We start from the raw sequence: 13,182 nt of genomic DNA on the forward strand, positions 1-13,182 counted from the left end.
CACGCGGCCGGCGCCCCGACGGGTGCCGGCCGACGTGTGAGGGCAGCACCCTTCGGAAAGAGAGAGCGATGGCATCGCGAGGACTCGGTTCGCGCTTCGGTTACATGGTGGCCCGGTTGAAGGTCATCGACCTCCCCTCGGTCATCGAGCGCGCCCGCGAGGTATCAGAGCAGTTCCACAAGTGGACCCCAGCGGTGGTCGTGGACATGTTCTGGCAGGCGACCTTCCACCAGGTCGGCTTTCAGGACTATGTCGACTACGATTTCGCGATCCTGAACCGGCGCGAGCGGCGCACGATGATGACGCATCCGCACTCGAACAAGTACTCGTACACGTTCGATGATCCTGAGTACCGCGGGATCTTCTACGACAAGTGGGAGTTCGACCGCGTCTTCTCGGAGTACCTCGGTCGTGACTGGATGATGGTCACCGACGACAACGTCGACGAACTGCGCGCTTTCGGTGAGGCACATCCCGTGCTCATCACCAAGAAGCAGGCGGGTCGCTCGGGGGCTGCCATCAACCGGTATTACTCGACCGAGATCGAGGACTGGGCAGACTTCCACGCGCAGCTGCGCGAGCGCGGTGAGCTGCTGATCGAAGAGAACATCGTGCAGCATCCCGATGTCGCCGCCGTCTGTGCCGGCACGGTCAACTCGACCCGCGTCGCTGCGTTCTTCGACGGCGAGAAGACCCACATCCTCGCGATCGCGCAGAAGTTCGGTCGCGGTCAGGTCGCAGACCAGATGGACTTCGGCGGCTTCTACACGATGCTCGACCCCGAGACCGGAGCCTCGCTCGGCGACGGCTACGACTCGCACGGACACGTGCACAAGCTCCACCCCGATTCGGGCTACCCGATCGCTGATTTCCAGCTGCCGATGTTCGATGAGGTCATCGCCTTCGTCGACAAGGTCGCCCGTCACGTCCCGCAGGTGAAGTACGTCGGGTGGGACATCGCCGTGACCCCCGACGGCCCCGTGCTCATCGAGGGCAACTGGGCCACGGGCGTCTACGAGAACAAGCCGAGCGTGCTCGGCATCCGTACCGGACACCGCCCTCGATACCAGAAGGCGATGGGCTTTTGATCAGTCCGACCGGGCCGCGCGTCCGGCTGAGTAGCTCGGCGCTTGTCGCCGGCGCCGGCCGGGCGATCGAGGCCGGGGGAGCGGATGCCGTTCCCGACCTCCGTCGCGATGCTTACGGCCACGGCGTGCAGTTCGTCGCTGAGACTCTGGCGCGGGTCGGCATCCGTGCGGCGATGCTCGACGCTGAATCCGTCGATGCGGCTCAGAGCATGGGGATCGCCCCGGCCGCGGACGCTCCTACGCTGGACCCCGCCGTGATCTTCGGTCTCCCCGGTGCCTCCGAGGACCCCGCCAGGCCGGTCATGAGCCTTCTCGGCTCCGTGCTCTCGATCAAGGCTCTGCGCGCCGGCGAGGGAGTCTCGTACAACTACACGCATATTGCCCCGCGGGACACACGGATCGCGCTCGTCTCAGGCGGGTTCGGCCAGGGGGTGGCGCGCTCGCTCGGCAACCAGGTCTCGGTCGAGGTGCGGGGTGCCCTGTATCCCATTGTCGGCCGGGTCGCGATGGATGTCTGTGTCGTGGACATCGGTGACGCCGACATCGCGCGCGGTGACGAGGTCATCTACTTCGGCGGCGACGGCCCGGCTGGTCCGGCGCTGGCCACGTGGGAGGCGGCATCCGGACTCACTGCTGCCGAACTCGTCTGTGCGCTTGGCCTGCGGCTACCGCGGGAGGTGGTCGCTTGAGCGCGCGGATGGTCGTGGACCTCGGTCGGATCCTCGCCGACATCGACGTGCTGCGGGGGCGCATCGCGCCGGCCGAGTACATGCTTGTTGTCAAGAACGACGCCTACGGCCACGGCGTCGATCGTGTCGTCGCCGCCGCTGCAGCTCACGGCGTGCGCTGGTTCGGGGCCTTCGACGTGCCGATGGGTGTCCGCACGAGAGCTGCCGCGGGCCCCGACGCTCGCGTCTTCTCGTGGGTGACGATCACCCAGCCCGAGATCGAGGTCGCGCTGGAGGCCGGCGTCGAACTCGGCGTGGGTGATGCCTCGTACCTCGAAGACATCGCGACGTTGTCGGCGGGGCGAGGAGCTCCGGTGCACATCAAGATCGACACCGGACTTCACCGCAACGGCGTCAGGCCGGAGGCGTGGCCGGCGTTCGTCACCCGGGCCGCGGAGCTCGAGGCAAGCGGCGACATCCGGGTCGTCGGAATCTGGAGCCACATCGCCGAAACCAGCGACGAGGACGACGATCTGTCCCGTGCCGCGTTCCTCGAGGCGATCAGGATTGCCGAGGACGTGGGCCTGCGCCCTCAGGTTCGCCACCTCGCAGCCAGTGCGGCGGCTTTCGCACGGCCGGAGTTCCGGTTCGACCTCGTCCGCTTCGGTGCCTTCAGCTACGGCATCCGTTCGACGGGCGGCCCCGAGCTGGAGGGAATCGCGCCCGCGGCTACCCTGATCGCCACCGTGAGCGACGTCGGAGACTCTGCCGTCGCGGTCTCCTACGGGTATCTGGACGGCCTGCCGTCGACGCTCGCGGGTCGGATGTCGGTGGGAACTCCCGCTGGCCCGCGTCTCGTCCGCGAGATCGGCCCGGCGACGATGCTGATCGACCCGTGGCCGGGCGCCGCTGTCGAGGATGAGGTCTACCTCTTCGGCCCCGGAACGCGCGGCGAGTCCAGTGTGACGACTCTCGCGGAGGCGATCGGCACGGTCGGTGAAGAGATCATCGTCCGCGTCTCACCGCTCGTCCCGCGCATCTACATCTGATCCGAGGCACGCCCATGAGCGCGCGATCAGCGTCGCGCGGTGAGCGCAGCGGACGGGCACATGTCTCGACACCTGGCACCCCCGCGCAGCGGAGCGCGCCAAGCTGCTAGACCGATCTCAGGAGGGGTACTGGCCCCGGCGAACCTGGGCCTTGGGTAGGCGCATGAAGCGCATCTGGACGCTGCGCATCGAGGCGTACCAGCCGAGCCCCTTCTCAACCTTGCTTGCGCCGAACTTGTCGCGCACCGCGCGCTTGACGCGGATCGACGTGATGATCATGTCGCCGATCACGAAGAAGATGAACACCCACAGCGCCACGAACGCCCAGTACTGGATGAAGTTCAGCGGAATGAAGGTTGCGACGATGACCACGACCATCGCGGGCATGACTGCCTCGCCCAGGTGCCAACCGGCGTCCACGAAATCGCGGGCGAACTTGCGCTGCGGTCCCTGATCGCGCGCGGGCAGGTACTTCTGCTCACCGTTGGCCATGCCGATGCGGGCGCGTTCCCGGGCTGATGCGAGCTCGGCCTTGCGCTGCGCCTTCGCTTCCTTCGTGTCGGGAACGAGCGGGCGCTTGCGTGCAGCCTCCTGCTCGGCGCGGCTCGGAGTCGCCTTTCCCTTGCCGACGGTCGACGTCGACGCGTCCTTCGGTGCCTCGGGGGCGGGGGTCTTGGCCACGATGATCCTCGCTGTCGCGTTACGGGTAGTCCTTAAGATTACCCGCATGAGTGATATCGCCTCCCGTTCCGATGCTGTCCGTGACGCCGCCGAGACCGGCATCCCCCGTGCGCTGGCGGATTTGGGCGATCTGGTGCGGATTCCCTCGATCGCCTGGCCATCGATGGATCAGCAGCAACTCGTACGCAGCGCAGAGGCAGTGGCTGCCCTGGTCGAAGGCACGGGAGTGTTCGATGCCGTGACCATCAAGCGGGCAGCGATTCCCGGCACGGAGGAGTTCGGGCAGCCTGCCGTGCTCGCGACACGTGCAGCGAGGAACGGTCGCCCGACCGTCCTGCTGTACGCCCATCACGACGTCCAGCCCGTCGGTGACGAGGCGCTGTGGGAGACCCCGCCGTTCCAACCCACGGTTCGGGAGGGCCGGCTCTACGGTCGTGGCGCCGCCGACGACAAGGCCGGGATCATGGCGCACATCGGTGCGATCCGTGCACTTGTCGAGGCGCTGGGTCCCGACTTCGACCTCGGTCTCGCCCTGTTCATCGAGGGGGAGGAGGAGTACGGCTCGCGCTCGTTCGCGCAGTTCCTCAGCGACAACGCCGACGCGCTTCGCGCCGATGTGATCGTTGTCGCGGACTCGGGCAACTGGGACGACCGAACCCCCGGGTTGACGGTCTCGCTGCGCGGCAACGCGCGCTTCTCGATGCGGGTGCGCACGCTCGATCACGCATCCCACTCGGGAATGTTCGGGGGAGCGGTGCCCGACGCCATGCTCGCCACGGTCACGCTGCTGGCCACGCTCTGGGACGCCGACGGATCGGTCGGCGTCGAGGGCCTGAGCTCGCGCGAGGCCGAGACCCCTGAGTACAGCGAGAGCACCCTGCGCTCGGAGACGGGCCTGCTCGACGGGGTGAGCCCGATCGGCGCGGGATCGATCATCGGGCGGATCTGGAACAAGCCGTCGGTCACCGTGATCGGCATCGACGCCACCGATGTCGCCTCGGCCTCCAACACGCTCGCTCCGGAGGTGACCGTCGTCATCAGCGCGCGCGTCGCGCCCGGGCAGTCCGCGGCGGACGCCTACGCAGCGCTGAAGGCACACCTTCGCGCCCACGCGCCGTTCGGGGCTCGGCTGGAGTTCTTCGATGTCGACCTCGGCAACCCGTTCCTCGTCGACACGACAGGATGGGCGGTCCAGGATGCCCGCGAGGCACTCACCGAGGGGTACGGCGTCGATCCGGTCGATATCGGGGTGGGCGGATCGATCCCGTTCATCGCGGACCTGGTCCGCGAGTTCCCGGGCGCGCAGATCCTGGTCACGGGTGTGGAGGATCCGCACTCCCGGGCGCACAGTCCCAACGAGTCGCTGCACCTGGAGACCTTCCGGCATGCGCTGATCTCCGAGGCGCTGCTGCTGGAGAAGCTGGACGCGCGCACGCTCTGACCCGCCCGCATTTCCGCCGTCCTCGCCGAGAGCGGGCGTAGAATTTCAGCATCCGCCCCGACGGCTTCAGCCGATAAGGAGAGTCATGACCGACACCGCACTGACCACGGACCAGACCGCCCGCGAGCACGGCGTCGCGCTCACCGACGCCGCCGCCGCAAAAGTCAAGAACCTGCTCGACCAGGAGGGCCGCGATGACCTCCGTCTCCGCGTGGCTGTCCAGCCCGGCGGATGCAGCGGACTCATCTACCAGCTGTACTTCGACGAGCGGTATCTCGACGGAGACAAGACCGTCGACTTCGAGGGCGTGGAAGTCATCGTCGACGACATGAGCGTCCCGTACCTGGACGGCGCAACCATCGACTTCAAGGACACGATCTCGGAGCAGGGCTTCACGATCGACAACCCGAACGCGCAGGGCAGCTGCGCGTGCGGTGACAGCTTCCACTGACCCAGAAGCTTCAGCCTGCGAGAAGGCCGACCTTCAGTATCCCGAAAGTGCGTGGATGCTGAGTGGTTGGCCTCAAGCAGGTGTGAGCTTGCCCTAGACTGACCACAGTCACACTTCGCAACGTGGAAAGGTGCGCCTGTGCCATCCAAACGCCGACTCCGCTGGGTTCTTCTTCCGGTTGGTGCCGCCGCGGCCCTGGTGCTCGCAGGATGTACGCCGACGGAGCTGAACGGATTCCTTCCCGGCTTCGTCGAAGACGGAACTCCTGCGACCAACCACACCGAGATGATCTCGGGACTGTGGGTCAACTCGTGGATCGTGCTGCTGGCTGTCGGCGTCATCACGTGGGCGCTCATGGGGTGGGCCGCGATCGCCTACCGTCGCCGTAAGGGCCAGACCGGCCTGCCCGTGCAGCTGCGGTACAACATGCCGATCGAGATCTTCTACACGATCGTGCCGTTCATCCTCGTGATCGGTTTCTTCGCCTTCACGGCGCGGGACCAGGCGATCATCGAGACGCAGTACGAAGACCCGGACGTGTCGATCACCGCGATCGGCAAGCAGTGGGCGTGGGACTTCCAGTACAACGGTGACGAGGAAGACAACTCCGACGCCGTCTGGACGATGGGTATTCAGGCCCAGCCCGACAAGGCCGGCAACATCGACCAGGAGGCGCTGCCGACGCTGTACCTGCCGGTCGACCAGACCGTGCAGATCAAACTGCAGTCGCGGGATGTCATCCACTCGTTCTGGGTCGTCGACTTCCTCTACAAGAAGGACATGTACATCGGGAAGGACAACTACTGGTCCTTCACTCCGACCCGTGAGGGCACCTACGCAGGCCGCTGTGCGGAACTGTGCGGTGAGTACCACTCGATGATGCTCTTCACCGTCCAGGTCGTGAGCGCCGACGAGTACGAGGACTACCTCGCAAGTCTCGAGGCAAAGGGTCAGACCGGCGACATCAACGACGCATACGACCGCCTGCAGAACACGCCGAACGATCCCACGGATCCCTCGGTCCAGCAGTCAGATGAGGGGAACGAGTGATGGCCACCACGCTGCCGCTTCAGGACGCGGACTCGTCGCGCCCGCGCACTCTCCCGGCACGGCAGGCGGCGCTGATGTCGTCGTCGCGTGTCGAGCAGAAGGGCAACATCGTCGTCAAGTGGATCACCTCCACTGACCACAAGACGATCGGGTACATGTACCTGATCGCTTCGTTCCTGTTCTTCCTGCTCGGCGGTGTGATGGCGCTCATCATCCGTGCGGAGCTGTTCGAACCCGGCATGCAGGTGCTGCCCACGAAGGAGCAGTACAACCAGTTGTTCACGATGCACGGCACGATCATGCTGCTGATGTTCGCGACTCCGCTGTTCGCCGGGTTTGCGAACGCCATTCTTCCCCTGCAGCTCGGTGCCCCCGACGTCGCGTTCCCCCGCCTGAACGCCTTCGCGTTCTGGCTCTTCCTGTTCGGCTCGATCATCGCGATCTCCGGCTTCCTCACCCCGCAGGGTGCGGCCGCGTTCGGGTGGTTCGCCTACCAACCGCTGGCGAACGCGAGCTTCTCACCGGGGGTCGGCGGCAATCTCTGGATGCTCGGCCTCGGCATGAGCGGTTTCGGCACGATCCTCGGAGCCGTCAACTTCATCACGACCGTGATCACGATGCGCGCCCCCGGCATGACGATGTGGCGGATGCCGATCTTCAGCTGGAACACGCTGGTGACCAGCATCCTGATCCTCATGGCCTTCCCGGTGCTGGCCGCCGCGATCTTCGCCGCCGCCGCCGACCGCGTGCTCGGTGCGCACATCTACGACCCACAGAACGGGGGCGTGCTGCTGTGGCAGCACCTGTTCTGGTTCTTCGGTCACCCCGAGGTGTACATCATCGCGCTGCCGTTCTTCGGCATCGTGTCCGAGATCTTCCCGGTCTTCAGCCGCAAGCCGATCTTCGGTTACAAGACGCTCGTGTACGCGACGATCGCGATCGCCGCTCTCTCGGTCGCTGTGTGGGCGCACCACATGTACGTCACCGGCTCGGTGCTGCTGCCGTTCTTCGCCCTGATGACCATGCTCATCGCCGTCCCGACAGGCGTGAAGATCTTCAACTGGATCGGAACGATGTGGCGAGGGTCGGTGACCTTCGAGACACCGATGACCTTCGCGCTCGGCTTCCTCGTCTCGTTCGTCTTCGGTGGGCTGACCGGTGTCATCCTCGCGTCGCCGCCGCTGGACTTCGCACTGTCGGACTCGTACTTCGTCGTCGCGCACTTCCACTACGTCATCTTCGGAACCGTCGTGTTCGCGATGTTCGCCGGCTTCTACTTCTGGTGGCCGAAGTGGACAGGCCGGATGCTCAACGAGCGCCTCGGGTACGTGCACTTCTGGCTGCTGTTCATCGGCTTCCACATGACCTTCCTCGTCCAGCACTGGCTGGGTGTCGAAGGTATGGTCCGCCGCTACGCTGACTACGCGGAAGCTGACGGATTCACGTGGCAGAACCAGTTGTCGACAGTTGGTGCCATGCTCCTCGCGGTCTCGATGATTCCGTTCCTGCTGAATGTGTGGATCACCGCTCGGAAGGCGCCCAAGGTCACGGTCAACGACCCGTGGGGTTACGGTGGATCGCTCGAGTGGGCCACTTCGTGCCCGCCGCCGCGCCACAACTTCACGTCGATCCCGCGCATCCGCAGCGAACGCCCGGCGTTCGACCTCAACCACCCGGAAGCTGCGCCGATGACGGTTGGTGTCGGCCCGGCGAAGGATGCTCCGCACACACCGGTTGTGGATCTTGCCGATGGGAAGGTGAAGTAGTCCGATGCGTACCAACGTCGCGCTCTGGTGGATTCTGGCGGGCTTCTTCGCTCTCGTCGGTGTCGTCTACACCATCTGGAGCCTTTTCTGGTACGGCAACGTCGAGTGGGTCGGCACGATCGCGCTAATCTTCACTGCCCTCATGGGCGCACTGATCGCCTTCTACACCGGTGCGGTTCGACGCGCTCAGGGCGGCGAGCTGCCCGAGGACACCCTCACGGCAGACATCGACGACGGCGACCCCGAGATCGGTGAGTTCAGCCCGTGGTCGTGGTGGCCGATTGTGCTCGCTTTCTCGGCAGCGATCGCCATCATCGGTCTCTCGGTGGGCGCGTGGATGGTGCCGATCGGGTTCGGTATCTTCCTGGTCGCGATCGTCGGTTGGGTCTACGAGTACTACCGCGGCTACTTCGCCCGCTAGGTTCCCGCTTCGCCGGCTAGGCCCTGCGTCCGTCCCCTCGCTGCGCGCTCTCCGTTGAGAGCCCTGATTAGCGGGAGCGTTGGACGAGGAGCACGCCGCCGATCACGATGAACGCGCCGATGAGCTCGTTCAGCGTGAACCGTTCTCCGAGCACGATGATCCCGAGTGCCACGCCGACCACGGGGATCACGTAGGTGACGGTTGACGCGCCGACCGCGCCCCATTCGCTGACGACTCGTGTGTTCCAGACATAGACGATTCCGGTCCCGAGGCACCCGAGGGCCAGGAGCGCCAGAATCGGCGCGGGAGCCCATGCGACGGGCGCGAGGCCGATGGCGGGCACGAGCACCAGGGCGAGTACGCCTGCGACAGCCATCTGCGTCGACGCGATCGTGACGCTGTCATGGTTGTGGGTTCCCGTGATGAAGCGCCGCATCCACCCCAGGGCGATGCCGTAGGACGCGGTGGCCCCCAGGCAGGCGAGCTGCGCGGGAAGCGATGCCGTGAACTCGGGGGAGGTGACAACGTCCCAGATGCCCATGACAATCGCGACACCGACAGCGCCGATGATCACCCCGATCAGTCGCCGTGCCGTCATCCGCTCGCTCGGAAGAACGACGACGGCAACGAGCATCGTCCACAACGGTGTGGTCGCGTTCAGGATGGCCGACAATCCCGACGGCAGGCTCTGAGCGGCCCACGCGAACAGCAGGAAGGGCACGATGCAGAAGAAGACTGCGACGACGATCATGTGCAGCCACAGGCGTCTCTCTCGCGGCCACCGTCGACGCGTGAGCGTCATGATCGCGGCGAGCGTCACGGAGCCCAGGATGATGCGTCCCAGAGCCACCTGAGCAGGGTCGAAGGAGTCAACCGCAACCTTCATGAAGAGGAAACTCGCTCCCCACACCAGCGACAGCGCCGCGAACATGAGGACCACGGTGCTGGAGCGCGCTGGCGCGAGAGTCGGCGACGAGGACACGACGGTCACGCTACTCGCCGGGGCGGCCAGGGCACTGGCGGGAATCGGACCCCTCGTTCACCGGCGCACGATCATCACGAGCGGGTCGAACTCGCGGGGGAGCGGACCGTCATCGTTCTCGGTCGGCTGGCCTTCCCGTGCCCAGTATTCGAACCCCCCGATCATCTCCTTGACCGCGTAGCCGAGCTTTGCGAACTCGAGCGCCCCCTTGACGCCGGCGTTGCAGCCCGGGCTCCAGCAGTACACGACGACAGTGGCGTCCGGGGCAATCTCGCGCGGGGCGCGCTCCGCGATCTCGCGGTAGGGCATATGGATCGCGCCGGTGATGCGTCCCTGGCGCCAGGCGTCGACGCCGCGCACATCGACGAGCACGATGTCTTCTCCGGCCTTCTGAGCGGCGTACACGTCCGACGGATCGGTCTCGTGGGCGAGGCGGGTGGCGAAGAAGTCTGCGCTGCTCATGATGCCGACACTAGAGGCAAGTCATGACATTGAGAGCGCCGCAGGCACCCTCCTGCGGCCACGTTTCGGCCGGATCCTGCCATTGCCCGCTGCAGTGAGATGCGGGCAACGGCGCGGGCCCGACATCCGTGGATGCCGGGCCCGCGCACTGGTTGATTCGGGACTACTTCGTGTCGCCGCTGGGGTGAACGTCGTCGTCAGGATCGACATCCGTGTTCGACGTGCCCTTATCGGCAGCCGTGTTCTCCACGACCTCGTCAGTGACGATCACGTTCGTCGGGCGAACAGCCGTCTCGGACTGCTTGCCGTCGGTGATCGGGTGGTGCGGAGCATCCGGAACCCCGGCGCGCTCGTGCATCGCCTGGATCTCGGCATCCTCCTGCTCGGCGATGTGGTCGAGCTCGTGGTGCTGGTGCGAGAGCGCCTCGTCGACCTCGGCCTGCGTGACAGGAGCGAGGCGGTCTTCGAAGAACCAGCGCGACAGCGAGGCACGGAAGTTCTGGTGCCACGGAATCTGCCCACGCGAGTTCGGACGAACGACCAGCGGCTCGTAGGTCTCGAAGTCCACGAGCTTCCAGCGCTCGTACTCGTCGACGGGCTGGTGAACCTCGATGTACTCACCACCGGGGAGGCGGACGATGCGTCCCGACTCGTAGCCGTGCAGGGCGATCTCGCGGTCCTTCTTCTGGAGCGCGATAGCGATGCGCTTCGTGACGAAGTAGGCGATGACCGGACCCACGAACAGCAGAGCCTGCAGCGTGTGGATGACACCCTCCATCGTCACCCAGAAGTGGGTGGCGATGATGTCGGAGGATGCCGCTGCCCACAGCACCGCGTAGAAGGTGACGCCGGCGGCGCCGATGGCGGTGCGGGTCGGGGCGTTGCGCGGACGCTGCGCGATGTGGTGTTCGCGCTTGTCGCCGGTGATCCACGCCTCGATGAAGGGGTAGAACGCGACCAGGGCGATGAAGAGCACCAGCACCGTGATCGGCAGGATGATGTTCCACGACCAGGTGTGATCCCAGAAGACCGTCTCGAGGTGCGGCGGCACGAGACGTAGTGCACCGTCGGCGAATCCGATGTACCAGTCAGGCTGGGTACCCGCAGACACCGGCGAGGGGTCATAGGGACCGTAGTTCCAGACCGGGTTGATCGTGAAGAGGGATGCGATCAGCACGATCACACCGAAGACGATGAAGAAGAATCCACCCATCTTCGAGGCGTACACCGGGAGCATCGGGTAGCCCACGACGTTGTCGTTCGACCGGCCGGGGCCGGCGAACTGCGTGTGCTTGTTGATGATCATGAGGATCAGGTGTGCCGCGAGCAGCGCGACCAGGATCGCCGGCAGCAGCAGGATGTGCAGTGTGTACAGGCGTCCGACGATCTGCATGCCGGGGAACTCGCCGCCGAACAGCAGGAACGAGGTCCAGGTGCCGATCAGCGGGATGCCCTTGATCATGCCGTCGATGATTCGGAGGCCATTGCCCGAGAGCAGGTCGTCGGGGAGCGAGTAGCCGGTGAAGCCCTCACCCATCGCGAGGACGAACAGCACGAAGCCGATCAGCCAGTTCAGTTCACGCGGCTTGCGGAACGCGCCGGTGAAGAACACTCGCAGCATGTGCACACCGATACCGGCGATGAACACGAGCGCTGCCCAGTGGTGGATCTGGCGCACCAGCAGACCGCCGCGGATGTCGAACGAGATCCGCAGGGTCGAGTCCAGCGCCGCCGACATCTCCACGCCACGCATCGGGATGTAGGCGCCCGTGTAGTGGGTGGGAACCATCGAGGCCTGGAAGAAGAACGTCAGGAACGTTCCCGAGAGCAGGACGACGACGAAGCTCCACAGCGCGATCTCACCGAGCATGAACGACCAGTGGTCGGGGAAGATCTTGCGACCGAGCTCTTTGACCAGTCCCGAGAGGCTGGTGCGCTCGTCGAGGTAGTTGGCGGTGGCGCCGACGAATCGGCCGCCGAGCGGCTTTTCTCTGGTGGTACCGACGGCCGTCTCGTCAGTAGCGGTGGCGGTGCTCAATGGCGCTCCCAGAAGCTCGGGCCGACGGGTTCGGTGAAGTCGCTCTGCGCGACGAGGTAACCCTCGTCATCCACCTCAATGGGCAGCTGCGGCAGCGGACGTGCTGCGGGCCCGAAGATGACCTTCGCGCCGTCCGAGACGTCGAACTGCGACTGGTGGCAGGGGCAGAGCAGGTGGTGTGTCTGCTGCTCGTAGAGAGCCACGGGGCAGCCGACGTGGGTGCAGACCTTGGAGTAAGCGACGATGCCGTCGTACGACCAGGTCGCCCGCTCAGGTGTTTCGGTGATCTGCTCGGGCAGCATGCGCACCAGCAGCACGATCGCCTTGGCCTTCTCTTCGAGGTAGCCCTCTTCGTGGCTGAGTTCGGCGAGCGGCTCGGGGATCACGTGCACCGCCGAGCCGAGAGTGACCTCGGATGCCTTGATCGGCGTGCCCTCGGGGTCCTTGGCCAGACGCATGCCGGGCTTCCACATGGTGTGGCTGAGGAGGTACACCGGGTTGCCCGCGTTGGGGCGCTCGGGAGTGTTCTCGGGGGCAAGACCACGGAAGAGGGTGATCGCCGGAAGGATCGAGGCGATCAGGGCCGCGAAGAGGCCGCCGCGGATGACGGTGCGTCGTCCGAATCCTGACTCCTCGTTGGCGGCTTCGAAGACGGCTACGGCGCCGGCACGCGTCGCGTCGGTGCCACGAGTGGGGTGGCGGGCCTCGGTGTGCTCCTTGTCGGACATCACCGCCTTGGACCAGTGGATCGCGGCGACACCAATAGCCAGCAGCGCGAGGGCGATGCCGAGGCCGATGAAGAGGTTGTTGTCGCGGATCGCCGGGATCTCGCCGCTCTCGATCGGGAAGATCATGTAGGCGGCAACTGCCCACAGCGACCCGGCTACCGAGATGTAGAAGAGCGTGTAGATCGTGCGGACGGCGCGCTTCATCGCCGCCGGGTCCTTGTCGGTCATCCGCTCACGGTGCGGCGGAAGCTCGGGGTTACGCACGGGGTCGGTGACGGCGACGGCCGTTCCCGACGAGGGCTGGTACGACGCCCTGTCGAGGCCGTGCGGGTCGTCCTCGTGTGCCATGGTGCTCCT

At 65.7% G+C, this 13,182-nt stretch carries 13 protein-coding genes; 8 read left to right on the forward strand and 5 right to left on the reverse strand.

Going from position 1 to position 13,182, the window contains the following annotated elements:
- The first annotated feature begins 68 nt into the window (after positions 1-68).
- From ACQVDU_RS13205 to ACQVDU_RS13215, 3 genes are read left to right on the forward strand one after another with little or no spacing between them, the layout of a single operon-like run.
- On the forward strand, positions 69-1,088 hold the full coding sequence (locus ACQVDU_RS13205) for a sugar-transfer associated ATP-grasp domain-containing protein (protein ID WP_443477361.1): 1,020 nt from the start codon (positions 69-71) through the stop codon (positions 1,086-1,088).
- Positions 1,085-1,777, forward strand: a complete 693-nt coding sequence (locus ACQVDU_RS13210; RefSeq protein WP_443477362.1) for an alanine racemase C-terminal domain-containing protein — start codon at positions 1,085-1,087, stop codon at positions 1,775-1,777. The genes ACQVDU_RS13205 and ACQVDU_RS13210 overlap by 4 nt, the downstream gene beginning before the upstream one ends.
- A complete protein-coding gene (locus ACQVDU_RS13215) occupies positions 1,774-2,805 on the forward strand; it encodes an alanine racemase (RefSeq protein WP_443477363.1) in 1,032 nt (343 codons plus the stop codon). The genes ACQVDU_RS13210 and ACQVDU_RS13215 overlap by 4 nt, the downstream gene beginning before the upstream one ends.
- A 117-nt stretch (positions 2,806-2,922) precedes the next feature.
- On the opposite strand, the gene ACQVDU_RS13220 is transcribed toward ACQVDU_RS13215, so the two are convergent.
- On the reverse strand, positions 2,923-3,486 hold the full coding sequence (locus tag ACQVDU_RS13220) for a DUF3043 domain-containing protein (RefSeq protein WP_228178611.1): 564 nt from the start codon (positions 3,484-3,486) through the stop codon (positions 2,923-2,925).
- A gap of 46 nt (positions 3,487-3,532) precedes the next feature.
- On the opposite strand from ACQVDU_RS13220, the gene ACQVDU_RS13225 reads away from it, so the two are divergent.
- The 5 genes from ACQVDU_RS13225 to ACQVDU_RS13245 all read left to right on the forward strand — a co-directional run bounded on the left by ACQVDU_RS13225 (position 3,533) and on the right by ACQVDU_RS13245 (position 8,615).
- Entirely contained in the window at positions 3,533-4,927 is a 1,395-nt protein-coding gene (locus ACQVDU_RS13225) for a dipeptidase (protein ID WP_228178612.1), read from the forward strand.
- 85 nt (positions 4,928-5,012) lie between these two features.
- Positions 5,013-5,378: an iron-sulfur cluster insertion protein ErpA gene (gene erpA, locus ACQVDU_RS13230; RefSeq protein ID WP_228178613.1), complete on the forward strand. Its 366-nt coding sequence runs from the start codon at positions 5,013-5,015 to the stop codon at positions 5,376-5,378.
- 138 nt (positions 5,379-5,516) lie between these two features.
- A complete protein-coding gene (gene ctaC, locus ACQVDU_RS13235) occupies positions 5,517-6,428 on the forward strand; it encodes an aa3-type cytochrome oxidase subunit II (RefSeq protein WP_228178614.1) in 912 nt (303 codons plus the stop codon).
- The gene (gene ctaD, locus ACQVDU_RS13240) at positions 6,428-8,194 is read left to right on the forward strand and encodes an aa3-type cytochrome oxidase subunit I (protein ID WP_443477364.1); all 1,767 of its coding nucleotides are present in this window, start codon (positions 6,428-6,430) and stop codon (positions 8,192-8,194) included. Before ctaC ends, ctaD begins: the two co-directional genes overlap by 1 nt.
- A 4-nt stretch (positions 8,195-8,198) precedes the next feature.
- Positions 8,199-8,615 carry a cytochrome c oxidase subunit 4 gene (locus ACQVDU_RS13245; RefSeq protein WP_434969786.1) on the forward strand — a complete coding sequence of 139 codons (417 nt, stop codon included), beginning with the start codon at positions 8,199-8,201 and terminating at the stop codon, positions 8,613-8,615.
- A gap of 67 nt (positions 8,616-8,682) precedes the next feature.
- On the opposite strand, the gene ACQVDU_RS13250 is transcribed toward ACQVDU_RS13245, so the two are convergent.
- The 4 genes from ACQVDU_RS13250 to qcrA form a co-directional block, all read right to left on the reverse strand.
- The gene (locus tag ACQVDU_RS13250) at positions 8,683-9,606 is read right to left on the reverse strand and encodes a DMT family transporter (protein ID WP_443477365.1); all 924 of its coding nucleotides are present in this window, start codon (positions 9,604-9,606) and stop codon (positions 8,683-8,685) included.
- 48 nt (positions 9,607-9,654) lie between these two features.
- Positions 9,655-10,059 carry a rhodanese-like domain-containing protein gene (locus tag ACQVDU_RS13255; RefSeq protein ID WP_434969789.1) on the reverse strand — a complete coding sequence of 135 codons (405 nt, stop codon included), beginning with the start codon at positions 10,057-10,059 and terminating at the stop codon, positions 9,655-9,657.
- 163 nt (positions 10,060-10,222) lie between these two features.
- Entirely contained in the window at positions 10,223-12,097 is a 1,875-nt protein-coding gene (gene qcrB, locus ACQVDU_RS13260) for a cytochrome bc1 complex cytochrome b subunit (RefSeq protein WP_443477366.1), read from the reverse strand.
- The gene (gene qcrA / locus ACQVDU_RS13265) at positions 12,094-13,173 is read right to left on the reverse strand and encodes a cytochrome bc1 complex Rieske iron-sulfur subunit (RefSeq protein ID WP_228178620.1); all 1,080 of its coding nucleotides are present in this window, start codon (positions 13,171-13,173) and stop codon (positions 12,094-12,096) included. Before qcrA ends, qcrB begins: the two co-directional genes overlap by 4 nt.
- Positions 13,174-13,182: the final 9 nt, after the last annotated feature.

Origin of the sequence: Microbacterium sp. F2, assembly GCF_052274505.1 — a bacterium.
Lineage (GTDB): Bacteria > Actinomycetota > Actinomycetes > Actinomycetales > Microbacteriaceae > Microbacterium.